Source organism: Streptomyces dangxiongensis (assembly GCF_003675325.1).
Lineage (GTDB): Bacteria > Actinomycetota > Actinomycetes > Streptomycetales > Streptomycetaceae > Streptomyces > Streptomyces dangxiongensis.
Window position 1 is genome coordinate 5,357,917 of sequence record NZ_CP033073.1, and the last position, 15,057, is coordinate 5,372,973.

General features: G+C 70.8%; 16 protein-coding genes and 1 pseudogene. 9 read left to right on the forward strand and 8 right to left on the reverse strand.

The features are described 5' to 3' along the window. From D9753_RS24115 to D9753_RS24125, 3 genes are all read right to left on the reverse strand, one after another. Entirely contained in the window at window positions 1-1,623 is a 1,623-nt protein-coding gene (locus tag D9753_RS24115; protein ID WP_121788895.1) for an ABC transporter substrate-binding protein, read from the reverse strand. 185 nt (window positions 1,624-1,808) lie between these two features. After that, complete coding sequence (locus D9753_RS24120) at window positions 1,809-2,078, reverse strand: DUF397 domain-containing protein (protein WP_121788896.1); 270 nt, start codon at window positions 2,076-2,078, stop codon at window positions 1,809-1,811. Then, window positions 2,060-2,893: a helix-turn-helix domain-containing protein gene (locus D9753_RS24125; protein ID WP_121791252.1), complete on the reverse strand. Its 834-nt coding sequence runs from the start codon at window positions 2,891-2,893 to the stop codon at window positions 2,060-2,062. Before D9753_RS24125 ends, D9753_RS24120 begins: the two co-directional genes overlap by 19 nt. A 115-nt stretch (window positions 2,894-3,008) precedes the next feature. Between D9753_RS24125 and D9753_RS24130 the strand changes: the two genes are divergently transcribed. The 7 genes from D9753_RS24130 (at window position 3,009) to D9753_RS24155 (ending at window position 8,507) form a co-directional block, all read left to right on the forward strand. After that, window positions 3,009-3,218, forward strand: a complete 210-nt coding sequence (locus D9753_RS24130; RefSeq protein WP_121788897.1) for a hypothetical protein — start codon at window positions 3,009-3,011, stop codon at window positions 3,216-3,218. Beyond that, the gene (locus D9753_RS24135) at window positions 3,215-3,430 is read left to right on the forward strand and encodes a hypothetical protein (protein ID WP_163010773.1); all 216 of its coding nucleotides are present in this window, start codon (window positions 3,215-3,217) and stop codon (window positions 3,428-3,430) included. Before D9753_RS24130 ends, D9753_RS24135 begins: the two co-directional genes overlap by 4 nt. Before the next feature lie 113 nt (window positions 3,431-3,543). Beyond that, entirely contained in the window at window positions 3,544-3,975 is a 432-nt protein-coding gene (locus tag D9753_RS36665) for an effector-associated constant component EACC1 (RefSeq protein WP_163010774.1), read from the forward strand. Then, on the forward strand, window positions 3,962-5,461 hold the full coding sequence (locus D9753_RS24140; RefSeq protein WP_163010775.1) for a caspase family protein: 1,500 nt from the start codon (window positions 3,962-3,964) through the stop codon (window positions 5,459-5,461). The genes D9753_RS36665 and D9753_RS24140 overlap by 14 nt, the downstream gene beginning before the upstream one ends. Before the next feature lie 57 nt (window positions 5,462-5,518). Then, the gene (recO, locus tag D9753_RS24145) at window positions 5,519-6,265 is read left to right on the forward strand and encodes a DNA repair protein RecO (RefSeq protein WP_121788900.1); all 747 of its coding nucleotides are present in this window, start codon (window positions 5,519-5,521) and stop codon (window positions 6,263-6,265) included. 26 nt (window positions 6,266-6,291) lie between these two features. Beyond that, window positions 6,292-7,140 carry an isoprenyl transferase gene (locus tag D9753_RS24150; RefSeq protein ID WP_121788901.1) on the forward strand — a complete coding sequence of 283 codons (849 nt, stop codon included), beginning with the start codon at window positions 6,292-6,294 and terminating at the stop codon, window positions 7,138-7,140. Window positions 7,141-7,178: 38 nt separating this feature from the next. Continuing rightward, window positions 7,179-8,507, forward strand: a complete 1,329-nt coding sequence (locus tag D9753_RS24155; protein WP_121788902.1) for a histidine-type phosphatase — start codon at window positions 7,179-7,181, stop codon at window positions 8,505-8,507. A gap of 91 nt (window positions 8,508-8,598) precedes the next feature. On the opposite strand, the gene D9753_RS24160 is transcribed toward D9753_RS24155, so the two are convergent. Genes D9753_RS24160 through D9753_RS24175 form a run of 4 tightly spaced genes read right to left on the reverse strand, consistent with a single transcriptional unit; the run spans window position 8,599 to window position 11,734 of the window. Further along, a complete protein-coding gene (locus D9753_RS24160; protein ID WP_121788903.1) occupies window positions 8,599-9,009 on the reverse strand; it encodes a Fur family transcriptional regulator in 411 nt (136 codons plus the stop codon). A 60-nt stretch (window positions 9,010-9,069) separates the two neighbouring features. Further along, complete coding sequence (locus D9753_RS24165; protein ID WP_121788904.1) at window positions 9,070-9,972, reverse strand: metal ABC transporter permease; 903 nt, start codon at window positions 9,970-9,972, stop codon at window positions 9,070-9,072. Further along, window positions 9,972-10,739 (reverse strand): metal ABC transporter ATP-binding protein, encoded by a 768-nt coding sequence (locus D9753_RS24170; RefSeq protein WP_163010776.1) that lies wholly within the window; start codon window positions 10,737-10,739, stop codon window positions 9,972-9,974. Before D9753_RS24170 ends, D9753_RS24165 begins: the two co-directional genes overlap by 1 nt. A 20-nt stretch (window positions 10,740-10,759) precedes the next feature. Further along, complete coding sequence (locus D9753_RS24175; protein ID WP_121788905.1) at window positions 10,760-11,734, reverse strand: metal ABC transporter substrate-binding protein; 975 nt, start codon at window positions 11,732-11,734, stop codon at window positions 10,760-10,762. 160 nt (window positions 11,735-11,894) lie between these two features. On the opposite strand from D9753_RS24175, the gene D9753_RS24180 reads away from it, so the two are divergent. Together D9753_RS24180 and D9753_RS24185 are read left to right on the forward strand one after the other, a co-directional pair. Continuing rightward, on the forward strand, window positions 11,895-13,277 hold the full coding sequence (locus tag D9753_RS24180) for a glycine--tRNA ligase (protein ID WP_121788906.1): 1,383 nt from the start codon (window positions 11,895-11,897) through the stop codon (window positions 13,275-13,277). 182 nt (window positions 13,278-13,459) lie between these two features. Continuing rightward, on the forward strand, window positions 13,460-14,101 hold the full coding sequence (locus D9753_RS24185) for a TetR/AcrR family transcriptional regulator (RefSeq protein WP_121788907.1): 642 nt from the start codon (window positions 13,460-13,462) through the stop codon (window positions 14,099-14,101). Here the strand turns inward: D9753_RS24185 and D9753_RS39390 are convergent. After that, window positions 14,079-14,973, reverse strand: a pseudogene (locus D9753_RS39390) (chitinase). The gene D9753_RS24185 and the pseudogene D9753_RS39390 overlap by 23 nt on opposite strands. Window positions 14,974-15,057: the final 84 nt, after the last annotated feature.

The window sequence follows — 15,057 nt, forward strand, 5'->3', positions numbered from 1 at the left end:
TCAGGTCCATCGCGCGCGCAGAAGGTTGACGCCCGGGTACGGCTGGGCCCGTATCCCGGTGAGCCTGCGCGGGTCCCAGGCCGTCATCAGCTCGTTGTGCACCACCGGGTACAGCACGGCCTGTTCGGCGATCACGTCGATGTAGTCCTGGACCATGGTCTTCTTCTTCGCGGGGTCGGGTTCCCGGGTCGCCCGCTCCATGTCCTTGAACAGCCGCCGGGCGACGGGGTCGTCGGCCCACCGGGTGTAGCGCATCCACAGGTTCTCGGGCCCGTAGTTGTAGTGCATGATCAGGTCCGCGTCGAGCCCGAACTGGTTGGGGTTGGAGGCGGCGGCGACGACCTGGTAGTCCCGCTTCTGGTCCATCTTGGTGAAGACGGCCGTGGTCTCCTGCGGGGCGAGGGTGGTCTCCACGCCGATGGCGTCCCAGGAGGCCTTGACGGTCGGCAGGCAGTCGACGATCCAGCTCACGTTGACGGCGAGGATCTCGACCTTGAGGTTCTGCACCCCGGCGGCCTTCAGCAGCGCCTTCGCCTTCGCCGGGTCGTGGCCGTAGACGGTCCCGGCCGGCCGGTAGCCGGGGTTGCCCTCGTCGAGGAAGGACGTCGCGGGTTTCCCGTGCCCCTTGAGCGCCACCCGCACCATCTTCTCGCTGTCGACGGCGTAGTGCAGTGCCTGGCGGACCCGCACGTCGTCGAAGGGCTTGTGCCGGGTGTTGAACATCAGGAACAGGTTGTTCATCCCGGCGCCGCCCGCGACCTTCAGCCCGCCCTGCTCCAGGCGCGGGATGTTGGCGTAGGGGACGTTGTCGGCGATCTGCGCGCCGGCGTCGGTCCCCGAGATCTTCGCGACGCGCGAGGCCGCGTCCACGATGGTGAGCCAGTTCATGCGCTTGAAGGCCGGCTTGCGGGGGCCGTTGTAGGCGGCGAACGCCTCGAAGGTGGTGTTGGACTTCGGGTGGTGCGCGGTCTGCCGGTACGGCCCCGAGCCGACGGCCAGCCCTCTGACCGCCTCGTCCCAGGCACCGGGCCGGGAGAAGACGTGCTTCGGCATGACCTTGGCGAGGGTGAGCCGGGCGAGCCCGTCCGGGAACGGGAACCTGAGCACCAGCTCGACCGTGCGCGCGTCGATCTTCTTCACGCCGTCCAGCCAGCCGGCGAAGAACCCCTTGGCGAGGGTCTGGGTGTCCGGGTCCAGGATCCGGTCGAAGACGAACACGACGTCGTCGGCGGTGACGGGCCTGCCGTCGTGGAAGGTGGCGCCCGGCCGCAGGGTGAACCGCCAGCGGGTGGCACCCGGATCCTTCGGCACCCCGGTGGCCAGCGCCGGATACGGCACCCGGGTGATCGGGTCGGTGTCCAGCAGCCCTTCGTAGATGTGGTTGTTGGCGGCCATCGCGAACGCCGACGCGGTCTGCGTCGGGTCCCAACTGCCGTCGTTGCCGTACCCGATCACGGCGGTCAGCGTCCGCTCCTTGCCGCCGCCCCCGTGCCCGGTGTCGTTCGTGGACTGCGGGCCGCCGGAGCAGGCGGCCAGCGCGGCGCCCGCCCCCAGCGCCCCGGCGCCCCTCAGGAACGACCGGCGGCGCGGCGCCGGCACGTCGGGAATCACGTCGTCGCGCACGGGTCCTCCAGCAAGTCGGTGGGGAGGGGTGGGAGATACGACGTCCTACGTCCTACGTCCGGTCGGTAGCGCGACCATAGGAGGGGCTGTGGGGTCGGTCAAGACGGCACACACGAATGGCCCAGCCGCCAGAGGTCGGGCCAATGACGGACCCGTCCGGCAACTGGGCTGGTGAGTGGGTGCGCTCAGGCCGTCAGGGCGCCGACGAACTCCGCCCAGGCCGGGGCCCCGACCACCAGCACGGCCCCGTCGGACACCTTGCTGTCCCGGACGGGCACGACACCGGGGACGCCGTCGGCCACCTCGACGCAACTGCCGCCCTCACCGTTGCTGTAGCTGCTCTTGCGCCAGGCGGCACCGGGGAAGTCGTGGCCGACCTCGACGCAGTCGCCGCCCTGGCCGTTGCTGTGACTGCTCCTGCTCCAGCGGGCGTTGCTCAGGTCGTACTCGCGCATCGTCTGAAGTCCTCCGCCGCCGACTCGACCAGGGGCAGGGACGCCCTCGGCGACAGCGCGGCGGCCCTCAGCAGATCGTAGGCGCGCTGTGCGTGCTTCACCACTGCCGGGTGATCCAGCAGGTTCCCCGAAAACTCCGTCTCTGTATAAGCGGTTGGCGGAGCGTCTTCGAACTCCATGAGCTTCAGCGTGCCGGTCATGTACGCGTGTGCTCCCTCCGCGCACGGGAGCACCGTCATCAGAACCTTCCGGTCGTGTGCCAGTGTCGTGATGTGCTCCAGTTGCTCGGCCATCACGGCAGGCCCACCCACCGGAACACGCAGCGCGTTTTCGTGCAGGATCACCCAGTACTCCGGCCGGGTGGCGTCCTTCAGGATGTGTCCGCGTTCCAGGCGGGCGCCGACGATCTCCTCGACGTACTCGTCGGTGACGAACGGATTGGCCGCGATGGTCACCGCCTCCGCGTACGCCCTGGTCTGCAACAGTCCCGGCACCGCGGTCGGTGCGAACTCGCAGATCCTCGTGGCCACCCGCTCCAGCTCCACGACCTCGGCGAAGTACTCCGCGTACCGCCGGTCGTCGATGAGCTTGCGGCACAGCCGCTCGAAAATACCGTCGGTTTGCAGGACCTCGTCGATTCGCTGGGTGATGTCGAGCTGGGGTTTTCGAATGGCCTGCTCGAACTGTCCGATGTAGGCGCCGGAGACGAAGACCCGGGCCCCCAGTTCCACCTGGGTGATTCCCGCGTCCTCCCGGCGCCTCTTCAGCTCGGCGCCGAAGAACTCCCAGACCGCCTGACGTGAACCATTGGCCACGGCCAACCCCCTTCACCTGCCGCGCGCTTGTAGGGCGCGGGCGATTGCCGAGTGTAGGCGCGGAGCGTCACCCTGGATGCACGAAGCGTGAAACACGGAAAGGCAGGGAAGCACAGTGAGGGCTGTCGAAGAGGCGGAGGAGACGTTGCGGGAATTGCGGTCGGCGCTGGAGAAGGCCGGAGTCGTTCTCCCGTCGCTGGGACTCGACCCGGTGAGTCTCGCGAGGGAGGCGCCCTGCCCGCTGGTGGAACTGGGGCGCTGTTCGGTGGAGACGGCGCGGAGTCTCACGGCGGCTCTGACGGCGTCCCCGGGGGTGACGCGGTGATGCCTCCCGCCGGCAGTCATGTGGTCGACACCCGCACCGGCCGGGTCGGCATCGTCATGGGGCACGAGGGGCCGTACGTGCAGGTGAGGCCCTACGGCGGGGGCCGGGAGTGGGACGCCGAGCCGGAGGCGCTGCGCGGGGCGACCCTCGCCGAGCGACTGAGCGCGGCCACCGCGTACGCCAACGCGCGCAGCCGCGGAGAGGCGCTCTAGACCTCCCTGACCGGGCAGTCACTCCATCACGCCAGATTTCCAGACATGGGCGCCGGGTCCGCTCTACTCTGAGGCGATCGCGGACGTTTTCTGGCCAAGAGGGGGCCTCGCACATGGAGTTACGGGTCAGAGTCGCGCGCATCCATCCGTACGGCGAGGGCGTGGGTGACGAGCGGAGTGACACCGAGGGATGGACGGAGTCCTTCGCCGACTGGATCACCGAGGACCGCCGGCTGGGCCGGTCGGTCGTCGTGCGCCGGGTGAGCGTCCCGCCCCGTGGCGGCGCGATGTCACCGGGCGCGACGGACTGGATCAGCCTGGCCGTCGACTCCGGTTCGTTCCTGACCGGCCTGATCGGGCTGTTCGTTGCCTTCCGCGCCGCGCTGCCCCGGCGCGAGGAGGCGTCCGCGCGACTGGTGGTGGAGTGCGGCGGGAAGCGCTACCTCATCGACGAGGAGACGCCGGAGGACGCCGCGCGCGTGGCGCGGGCGCTCGGCCTCCTGCCGGCGCCGGACGAGGGGACGCCCGGCCGTGCCACTGCCTGACCCGGAACGCAGCCACGCCGTGCTCATCGGCGTACACGACTACCGGCAGCTCGAACCCCTGCCCGGTGTGGAAGCCGGCGTCAGCAAACTGGCCGAGCTGCTGTGCGACCGCGAGGTCTGGGGCCTGCCCCGGCGCAACGTCACCGTCTTCGGCGCCCGGGCCTCGGCGGACGACATCCTCAAGGCGGTGCGCAGGGCCGGGCGGGCGACGACCGACACTTTCCTCGTCTACTTCGCGGGGCACGGACGGCGCGAGCACCACAGTGATCAGTTGCACCTGGCGCTGGCCGACGCCGACCGGGACGACGTGGAGATCGGGGCGCTTCCGTATCCGTTGCTGCTCGGCCTCGCCAGACGGGCCGGACGTGATGCACGCCGCCGCGTCACGCTCCTCGACTGCTGCTACAGCGGCCTGGCCATCCCGATGGGCGACTCCGCCACCGCTCTGGGCCACCTGGTGAAGGAGCCGGACGCGGGGGAGGGCGGCAGCCCGGAGGACAGCGGCTTCGCAAGCTGGATCATGACCTCCACGTCGAGGACGGAACTCTCGTTCTCGCCGCCCCGCGGCTACCCCTACTTCACCGGTGCCCTGATCGACGTCCTGGAGCACGGGATCGCCGGGGCAGGTCCGACGCTGTCCTTCGACCGGATCGCGAAGGAGGCCGGGGACCGTCTCCGGACACTGAAGTATCCGCGGCCCCAGTGCGCCGACCACAACGCCGCGGGGGAGGAGTCCTGGGTCCGCAACCGCGCTCACGAGGGCCCACAGGACGCACCGCCCCGGCCCGTCCCGCACGCCGGGACGGGCCCGGCACCCCGTCCGGCCGCCCTCTCCGCGGAGTTCCCGTTCGACACCGTCCAGGGCGGCGGATACCGGATCGGTGCGGTCAAGCGGGAGTTGAACGGCGTCCTCGCGACCGTGGGGGATCCCCGCCTCGGGTGGCGGGCCCTGTCACCCCACTTCCGCACCGTGTCGGGCAGGTGGTTCTGGGGGTACGACATGCGGCAGGTCGACGCCCACATCGAGCGACAACGCGCGGACCCCACGGAGTTCGTCGATGCCCTGCGTCTGCTCCTGGCACGTCAGGGCATCACCGTCCTGCCCGACGGCGACCCCGGAGGCAGCCGGCTGAGGGAGAGATGCGGTGCCCTTGGAGCGGAGCGCCTGATCGGCTACGCCGAGAAGGGGGCGATGACCTGCACGGACACCCACCTGTGTCTGAGCTCCTCGGCCTTGATGAGGATTCCCCACTCCGCGCTCGAAGACGTGTCCCTCGCCACCTTGCCCAAAACGGTCCGCACGGTCACCGTCACGGACCAGGGAGGATTCTCGGACGAGAGTCTTCGCTTCATCACGCGCGTCACCTTCGGACACCGCACCCTGGAGTTCGACGAGTCCTCCATGGCGCCCGTAAGGGAGGCACTCCGAGCCTTCCTGCCCGCGATGGACGACCTGCGCCGGCGTCGCCCCGAGTGGTTCCGCTAGGCGGCGGGAAAGGCCCGGTGTCCTCGGGCCGTCCGCCGCATGGGCGAGAATGGGGGCATGAGTCTGTTCCGCGACGACGGCATCGTGCTGCGCACCCAGAAGCTGGGTGAGGCGGACCGGATCATCACCCTGCTCACCCGCGGTCACGGGCGCGTGCGCGCGGTGGCGCGCGGGGTGCGGCGCACGAAGTCGAAGTTCGGGGCCCGGCTGGAGCCGTTCTCCCACGTGGACGTGCAGTTCTTCGCGCGCGGCAGCGAGCTGGTCGGGCGCGGGCTGCCGCTGTGCACCCAGAGCGAGACGATCGCGCCGTACGGCGGGGGCATCGTCACCGACTACGCGCGGTACACGGCGGGCACCGCCATGCTGGAGACCGCCGAGCGGTTCACGGACCACGAGGGGGAGCCGGCCGTGCAGCAGTACCTGCTGCTGGTCGGGGCCCTGCGGACCCTCGCCCGGGGCGAGCACGCCCCCCATCTCGTCCTCGACGCCTTCCTGCTGCGGTCCCTCGCCGTCAACGGGTACGCGCCCAGCTTCGGCGACTGCGCGCGGTGCGGCATGCCCGGCCCGAACCGGTTCTTCTCCGTGGCCTCCGGCGGCTCCGTCTGCGTCGACTGCCGGATGCCCGGCAGCGTCGTACCGTCCCCGCAGACCCTGATTCTGCTGGGCGCGCTGCTTACGGGAGACTGGGAGACGGCGGACGCGTGCGAGGCGCGGTACGTCCGCGAGGGCAGCGGACTGGTGTCCGCCTACCTGCACTGGCATCTGGAGCGCGGGCTGCGCTCCCTGCGGTACGTAGAGAAGTAGTCCACGGTCGAGGAGACGAGAAGCACATGGTCGTACGCGGGTTCCTGGGGCGCCAGCGGCGCGAGTACACGGCGCCGGAGCCGCATCCGTCCGGTGCCCGCCCGCCGAAGCTCCCGGCCGAGCTGGTCCCGGAGCACGTCGCGATCGTGATGGACGGCAACGGGCGGTGGGCGAAGGAGCGCGGACTGCCGCGGACCGAGGGGCACAAGGTCGGCGCCGAGCGGGTGCTGGACGTGCTCCAGGGCTCCATCGAGGTCGGTGTGCGCAACATCTCCCTGTACGCCTTCTCCACCGAGAACTGGAAGCGGTCGCCCGACGAGGTCCGCTTCCTGATGAACTTCAACCGCGACTTCATCCGCCGCACCCGCGACCAGCTCGACTCGCTCGGCATCCGGGTGCGCTGGGTGGGCCGGATGCCCAGGCTGTGGAAGTCGGTCGCCAAGGAACTCCAGATCGCCCAGGAGCAGACCAAGGACAACGACCTGCTCACCCTGTACTTCTGCATGAACTACGGCGGCCGGGCCGAGCTGGCCGACGCGGCGAAGGCCCTCGCCGAGGACGTGAAGGCCGGCCGGCTGGACCCGGCCAAGGTCAACGAGAAGACCATCCAGAAGTACCTGTACTACCCGGACATGCCGGACGTCGACCTGTTCCTGCGTCCGAGCGGCGAGCAGCGCACCTCCAACTACCTGCTCTGGCAGAGCGCGTACGCCGAGATGGTCTTCCAGGACGTGCTGTGGCCCGACTTCGACCGCCGTGACCTGTGGCGGGCCTGCGTCGAGTTCGCCTCCCGCGACCGGCGTTTCGGCGGTGCCGTCCCGAACGAGGACCTGCTCGCCATGGAAGCCGCCATGAAGGGCGGGTCAACCTCCTAGCCATCGGCAGTTCACACGGGCCGCCGAGGATGCGGATCATGAGACGCCTCACCCCTGTCCTCGCCCTCGGCGCCCTGCTGCTCACCGCCCTGCCCGCGCACGCCGCCGACGACGGCCCCGCACACCGCGAGAGCTACGGCACCAAGGCGCCCTATGCGCCCCAGCAGAACCCGCGCGACTACCAGAAGCCCCCGGCCGGCTTCGTTCCTGTCCTCACCGAGAACGTCTCCCGGCACGGCTCGCGCGCGGCCACCGACAGCGAGGACGGGGACCTGATCCTCGCGCTGTGGGACAAGGCGGAGGCCGAGGGGCGACTCACCCGCGAGGGCGAGGAGTTCGGGCCCCGGGTGCGGGTACTGCTCGCCGCCATGGCGAAGACCGGCTACGGCAACCTCAGCGGGCGCGGCCGGCAGGAGCTGGCGGAGACCGCCGCCCGCATGCAGAAGCGGCTGCCGTCCCTGTTCGCGAAGATCGCCCGCGACGGCGAGAAGATCGACGTCGTCAGCTCCGGCCAGGGCCGGGCCGTGGACAGCGGAAACGTCTTCGCCGGCGCCCTCGCCGACGCCGACCCCGCGCTGAAGCCGCTGATCGGGCCGACCCGCACCGACAAGGACCTGCTGTACTTCCACAAGGCGGCGGGCGGCGCGGCCTACCGCGACTACATCGCCGGCGACCAGCGCCTCAAGGACACCCTGAACGGCATCACCGGCCAGGACCGCACGCGGCAGGCCGCCCGCAGCGTCCTGCGGAAGATCTTCACGGATTCCTTCGTCGCACGGATCCAGGACCCGGCCGGCGCCGCCCAGGCCGTCTACAACCTGTACGCCATCGCCCCCGCGATGAGCGAGGAGAGCCCGGACGGCGAGGGCTGGGGGCTGGAGCACTACATCTCCCGTACGGACGCGGCCTGGTTCGGCTACCTCGGTGACGCCGAGGACTTCTACGAGAAGGGCCCCGGCTTCTCGGACAGCGACATCACCTACAAGATGGCCGGCGTCCTGCTCGACGACCTCTTCAAGCAGGTCGAGGCCAAGCGCGCCGGGACCAGCGACCTCGGGGCCGAGCTGCGCTTCACCCACGCCGAGGAGGTCATCCCGCTGGCCGCGCTGATGGGCCTGCCGGGCAGCACCCGGCCGGCGGCACCGGGGCAGCCGTACACGTACGCCGACAACCCGTGGCGCGGCGCCTCGGTCTCCCCGCTGGGCGCGAACATCCAGTGGGACGTGTTCCAGAAGGGCGACCGCTACCTGGTCCGCATGCTCTACAACGAGAAGGAGACGGCGTTCAAGGCCGGCTGCCGTCCCGTCGCCAGGAACAGCGCCTTCTACGACCTGGACGAACTGGAGCGCTGCTTCGACCGGGGCTGAGGGAGCGGCCCGAAGGGGCGCGGGGAACCGCGCGAACGGCCACGGCGGACCCGCGGCGGGCCGCGACGGATTCGCGGCCGTCGAAGTCCGCTCAGCCCGCCGCGCAGTCGGCGCACGTGCCGAAGATCTCCACCGTGTGCGCCACGTTGACGTACCCGTGTTCCGCGGCGATCGCCTCCGCCCACTTCTCGACCGCCGGGCCCTCCACCTCCACGGCCCTGCCGCAGGCGCGGCAGACCAGGTGGTGGTGGTGCTCGCCGGTGGAGCAGCGGCGGTAGACGGACTCGCCGTCGGAGGTGCGCAGGACGTCGACCTCGCCGGCCTCGGCGAGGTTCTGGAGCGTGCGGTAGACGGTGGTGAGCCCGACCGAGTCGCCCTTGTGCTTGAGCATGTCGTGCAGTTCCTGCGCGCTGCGGAACTCGTCGACCTCGTCCAGGGCCGCCGCCACGGCTGCACGCTGGCGGGTCGCGCGGCCCTTAACGGGCGGTCCAGCGGTGGTCACCGGTTGCCTCCTCACGTCTGGCGTCTGCCGGGCCATTGTGCCAGCCCGCACCGACAGTGGTCAGGCGCCGACCTGGTCCCCGGCGCCCCGCGCGGCCGGAATCGAGCATTCCGCCGGGTCACCCGCGGGCTGGGCCGCGGCTGCCGCACGGGCGCGTCGCCGGGCCAGCGGGGCGGCCAGGGCGGTCAGCGCGACGAACGCGGCGATGGTCAGGAGGACGATCGTGGCGCCCGGCGGGACGTCCTGGTAGAAGGAGGTGACCGTGCCGCTGACGGTGACGGCCACCCCGATCGCCACCGCGATCACCAGCGTGACGGTGAAGCTGCGGCTGAGCTGCTGCGCCGCGGCCACGGGCACCACCATCAGCGCGGACACCAGCAGCAGGCCGACGACCCGCATGGCCACCGTGACGGTCACCGCCGCGGTGACCGCCGTCAGCAGGTTCAGCGCGCGCACCGGCAGGCCCGTGACCCGGGCGAACTCCTCGTCCTGGCTGACCGCGAACAGTTGGCGGCGCAGGCCGAGGGTGACCAGCAGCACGAAGGCGGCCAGGACGCAGATCGTGGTCACGTCGGACCGCGACACCGTGGACAGCGAGCCGAACAGGTACGAGGTCAGGTTGGCGTTGGAGCCGCCCGGCGCGAGGTTGATCAGCATCACGCCGCCGGCCATGCCGCCGTAGAACAGCATGGCCAGGGCGATGTCGCCGCGGGTCCTGCCGTACCAGCGGATCAGTTCCATGAGCACCGCGCCGAGCACCGATACCGCCGTCGCCATCCACACCGGGGACGTGGACAGCAGGAAGCCCAGGCCGACACCGGTCATGGCCACGTGCCCGATGCCGTCGCCCATCAGCGCCTGGCGGCGCTGGACCAGGTAGATGCCGACCGCGGGCGCGGTGATGCCGACGAGCACGGCCGCGAGCAGCGCCCGCTGCATGAAGGCGTAGTCCAGGAATTCCATCAGCTCAGCAGTCCCGTGCGGATCGGTTCGGTGCCCGCCGGTGCGTGCGGGTGTACGTGGTCGTGGCCGGGCAGCGCGTGCTGGCCGACCGCGCGGGGCGGCGGGCCGTCGTGCAGCACGCAGCCGTCCCGCAGGACGACCGCCCGGTCGATCAGGGGCTCCAGCGGGCCCAGTTCGTGCAGGACCAGCAGGACCGTCGTACCGGCCTCGACCTGCTGCCGCAGCGTCCGTGCCAGCACCTCCTGGCTGGCCAGGTCGACGCCCGCCATCGGCTCATCCATGATCAGCAGCTCGGGTTCACAGACCAGGGCGCGGGCGATCAGCACCCGCTGGTGCTGGCCGCCGGAGAGGGCGTCGACGGGGTCCTTGGCGCGGTCCGCCATGCCGACCAGCTCCAGGGCCCGGTGCACGGCCTGCCGGTCGGCCCTGCGGAAGACGCCGAAGCGGGTGCGGGAAAGCCGGCCCGAGGAGACGATCTCGGTCACGGTCGCCGGGACCCCGCCCGCGGCCGTGGTGCGCTGCGGCACGTAGCCGACGCGCGCCCAGTCGCGGAAGGACCGGCGCGGGGTGCCGAACAGTTCGACGGTGCCGCCGCTGACCGGCACCTGGCCGATGACCGTGCGTACCGCCGTCGACTTGCCGGAGCCGTTCGCGCCGAGCAGCGCGACCACCTCGCCGCGGCCGACGGTGAGTTCGATGCCCCGCAGGACGGGACGCGCGCCGAGTTCGGCGCTCACCCCGCGCAGGGCTATGACGGGCTCTCGCATGATCCTGCCTTCCGTGCCGGTCACTTGGCGTCCAGCGCCTGGCGGAGCGCCTTGAGGTTGGCCTCCTGGACGGCGAGGTAGTCCTTGCCGCGGGACCTGTCGGTGATGCCCTCCAGCGGGTCGAGGACGTCGGTCCGCAGGCCCGTGTCGTGGGCGAGGGTCCGGGCGGTCCTGTCGCTGACGAGCGTCTCGTAGAAGACGGTGCTGACACCGTCGGCCCGGGCCGTCCGTTCCAGGGCCTTCACGCGCGCGGCGCTCGGCTCGGACTCGGGGTCGAGGCCGTTGACGGCCTCCTCGGTGAGGCCGTAGCGCTCGGCGAGGTAGCCGAAGGCGGCGTGCGTGGTGAGGAAGACCTTGCTCCGGGTGTGCGCGAGGCTCCGCCGGAACCGGAGGTCCAGGGCGTCCAGCTCGCCTGCCAGGGCCGCGGTGTTCTTGCGGTAGTCGGCCGCGTGCTCGGGGTCGGCCTTCTCGAAGGCCTTGCCGACGCCCTCGGCGACCTGGGCGTACCTCACCGGGTCGAGCCAGATGTGCGGGTCCTTGCCCGTGCCTTCCCCGTCCTCGTGTTCCCCGTCCTCGTGGGTGGCGTGTCCGGCCGCGTGGCCGCCGACCTCGGTGCCGTGCTCCTCCAGCGTGGTCAGGCGGGCCGCGTCGATCTTGGTGCGGACCGGGGACTGGGCCACAGCCTCGTCGACGGAGGGCTGGAGGCCGCTCAGGTAGAGGGCCGCGTCGGACTCCTCTAGCTGGGCGATCTGCCGGGGGCTGATCTCCAGGTCGTGCGGCTCCTGGCCGGGGGAGGTGAGGGTGGTGACGCGGACGTGCTCACCGCCGATCCGCTCGGCGAGGAAGGTCATCGGGTAGAACGACGCGACGACGTCGAACTTGCTCGTGTTGGCCACGACCCCCGTGCCGCCGGAGCATCCGGACAGCGTGCCGGCCCCGAGGGCGGCGACCGCGGCGACCGCGGCGGCGGGTATGAGGCGTCGACGTACGTTCATGACAGTCATTTTCAACAAACATGGAAACCGTTGTCAACTACGCTCACCAGATGGTCTTGGCGGGGGCCGATTTGGTCGTGGGGGAGCATGCGCCGGTAACCTGAATCATTCGCTGGAAGCATCTCGCTTCAACGCCCGTCGTCGTAATGAAGAGAGCACCGTGGCCGCCGACAAGATCGACACCATCGTCAGCCTGAGCAAGCGCCGTGGCTTCGTTTTCCCGTGCAGTGAGATCTACGGCGGACAGCGTGCCGCCTGGGACTACGGACCGCTGGGTGTCGAGCTCAAGGAGAACATCAAGCGCCAGTGGTGGCGCTACATGGTGACGTCGCGCGAGGACGTGGTCGGCATCGACTCCTCCGTCATCCTCGCCTCCGAGGTCTGGGTCGCCTCCGGCCACGTCGCCACCTTCACGGACCCGCTGACCGAGTGCACCTCGTGCCACAAGCGGTTCCGTGCCGACCACCTGGAAGAGTCGTACGAGGAGAAGAAGGGCCACGCCCCGGCGAACGGCCTGGCGGACGTCAACTGCCCGAACTGCGGCAACAAGGGCCAGTTCACCGAGCCCAAGCAGTTCTCCGGCCTGCTCTCCACCCACCTCGGCCCGACGCAGGACTCCGGCTCCGTCGCCTACCTGCGCCCCGAGACCGCCCAGGGCATCTTCACCAACTTCGCCCAGGTGCAGACCACTTCGCGCCGCAAGCCGCCGTTCGGCATCGCCCAGATGGGCAAGTCGTTCCGCAACGAGATCACTCCTGGCAACTTCATCTTCCGCACCCGCGAGTTCGAGCAGATGGAGATGGAGTTCTTCGTCAAGCCGGGCGAGGACGAGCAGTGGCAGGAGTACTGGATGGAGCAGCGCTGGGGCTGGTACACCGGGCTGGGCCTGCGTGAGGAGAACATGCGCTGGTACGAGCACCCGAAGGAGAAGCTCTCCCACTACTCCAAGCGCACCGCCGACATCGAGTACCGCTTCCAGTTCGGCGGCTCGGAGTGGGGCGAGCTGGAGGGTGTCGCCAACCGCACCGACTACGACCTCGGCGCCCACTCCAAGGCCTCCGGCCAGGACCTCTCCTACTTCGACCAGGAGGCCGGCGAGCGCTGGACGCCGTACGTCATCGAGCCCGCGGCGGGCGTCGGCCGCACCATGCTGGCCTTCCTGCTCGACGCCTACGTCGAGGACGAGGCGCCCAACGCCAAGGGCAAGATGGAGAAGCGGACGGTGCTGCGCCTCGACCACCGTCTGGCCCCGGTGAAGGTGGCCGTCCTCCCGCTGTCGCGCAACCCGGAGCTGTCCCCGAAGGCCAAGGGCCTCGCACAGGCGCTGCGCCAGAACTGGAACATCGACTTCGACGACGCGGGCGCCATCGGCCGCCGCTACCGCCGTCAGGACGAGATCGGTACGCCGTACTGCGTCACCGTCGACTTCGACACGCTCGAGGACAACGCGGTGACCGTGCGCGAGCGCGACACCATGAAGCAGGAGCGCGTGTCCCTCGACCAGATCGAGGGCTACCTCGCCAGCCGCCTGCTGGGCTGCTGACCCCGGCCGAACCGGCCACCCGGCCCGCCCGTCGCCCGGACTCCGGGCGACGGGCGGGCCTCGTGCCGTCCGGGCTGCCGGCCGGGCCCTGCGCTGTCCCAGGCCTGCCCGGCGGCCACCCTCCTCGGCCCCCTCGCGGTGGCCGCCGGGCGGAGTTCGGTCAACGACCGTAGAGTGAAGACGTGTCCAGCCCTCACCGGTCCCGCGCCGACCGCCGACGAGCCACCGAGGCGCGCATCCTCGACAGCGCCCGGGAGCTGTTCGCCGAGAAGGGCTTCGACCGCACCACCATCCGCGCGGTGGCGACCGCGGCGGGCGTCGACCCGGCCCTGGTCATGCAGTACTTCGGCTCGAAGCGCGAGCTGTTCACCCGGGCCGCGCAGACGTTCCCCGCGCTGCCGACGGCCACCGGCGCCGACGCCCTCGTCGAGCAGCTCCTTGCCGCGCTCGGCCTCGAACTCGGCGGTCTCCCCGAGGGCACGCTGGCGATGATGCGGTCCATGCTCACCGACCCGGCAGTCGCCGACCACGTCCGGGACGCCCTCGGCCGGCGGATCGACGCCGTCGCCGCCGCCCTGCCCGCGGGTGCGGACCCCGAGCTGCGCGCCGCGCTGATCGTCACCAGCCTGCTGGGCGTCACCATCGGCCATCAGCTCCTCGGCCTGCCCCCGCTGAGCGACGCCCCGGCCGACCGCACCGCCGCGCTGCTCCGGCCGGCCCTCAGCGCCCTGGCGGAACCGCGGGAGGAGAACACGCCGGCCGACGGCACCGGGAACCGGCGCCGGCGGCCGAGCGGTCCGGTCAACGGCCCTGGAGCGCCTTGACGTTGTCGCCGAACGTCCAGTTCTTCGAGCCGTCCCAGTTGAGCGACCACGTCATCAGGCCCTTGAGCGAGGTGCCGTAGTGCCGCCACGCCTGGGAGACCAGGGAGGGGGACATGTAGCCGCCGCCCGCGCCGGGCTGGGCGGGCAGCCCCGGGACCTGCTTGTCGTAGGGCACCCTGATCGTCGTGCCCTGCACCACCAGGCCCTTGTTCAGGCAGTCGGTCTGCGCGGTGAAGCCCTGCACCGTGCCCGCCGAGTAGGAGTCACCGGAACAGCCGTACATGCCGCCGTTGTAGTACTGCATGTTCAGCCCACCACAGGCGGCCGTTGTCCGCGTACTTCTTGATGACCGGCAGGTACGCGCCCCAGATCGAGCCGTAGGTGATGCTGCCCCCGGTGACGTACGCGGTCTCCGGGGCCATCGTCAGGCCGAAGTCGGAGGGCATCTGGGCGAGGATGCCGTCGATGACGCGGATCAGGTTGGCCTGGGAGGCGGAGAGCTGCCCGATGTTCCCGCTGCCCGTGAGGCCCGTCTCGATGTCGATGTCGATGCCGTCGAAGTTGTACTTCTTCGGGATCGGCACGACGGTCGACACGAAGCGGTCCGCGACCGCCGCCGCCAACGGCGTCCACCCACCCTTCGGCTGGACCCCGATCACCGACTCCCGCATCCCCGCCCACGGCTACAACGTGATCATCGCGGCCTCGCCGTCCCAGTTCTCCCAGTACCCCTTGAGCACCTTGCCCGCCGGCCGTGACTTCACCGCGCAGGTGTCGGCGGCGGAGGCGGTGGGCGCGGTGGCGACGGCGAGCGGGGCCAGGACGGCCGTGGTGACAGCGGCGGTGAGCAGGCGCAGCGTGCGGCGGAGCATGCGGTCCTCCCGGTGGGGGTGCGGTGAGGTGAGGTGTCGTAGACATGACATGCGGGGGGTTACGACAGTGCGTCTGGTCCAGAC

Coding starts and splice junctions, on each gene's coding strand:
- D9753_RS24120 (WP_121788896.1), bottom strand. CDS start 2,078: ATGCGCGAGTACGACCTGAGCAACGCCCGCTGGAGCAGGAGCAGTCAC.
- recO (WP_121788900.1), top strand. CDS start 5,519: ATGAGTCTGTTCCGCGACGACGGCATCGTGCTGCGCACCCAGAAGCTG.
- D9753_RS24165 (WP_121788904.1), bottom strand. CDS start 9,972: ATGGAATTCCTGGACTACGCCTTCATGCAGCGGGCGCTGCTCGCGGCC.
- D9753_RS36665 (WP_163010774.1), top strand. CDS start 3,544: ATGGAGTTACGGGTCAGAGTCGCGCGCATCCATCCGTACGGCGAGGGC.
- D9753_RS24150 (WP_121788901.1), top strand. CDS start 6,292: ATGGTCGTACGCGGGTTCCTGGGGCGCCAGCGGCGCGAGTACACGGCG.
- D9753_RS24175 (WP_121788905.1), bottom strand. CDS start 11,734: ATGAACGTACGTCGACGCCTCATACCCGCCGCCGCGGTCGCCGCGGTC.
- D9753_RS24170 (WP_163010776.1), bottom strand. CDS start 10,739: ATGCGAGAGCCCGTCATAGCCCTGCGCGGGGTGAGCGCCGAACTCGGC.
- D9753_RS24155 (WP_121788902.1), top strand. CDS start 7,179: ATGAGACGCCTCACCCCTGTCCTCGCCCTCGGCGCCCTGCTGCTCACC.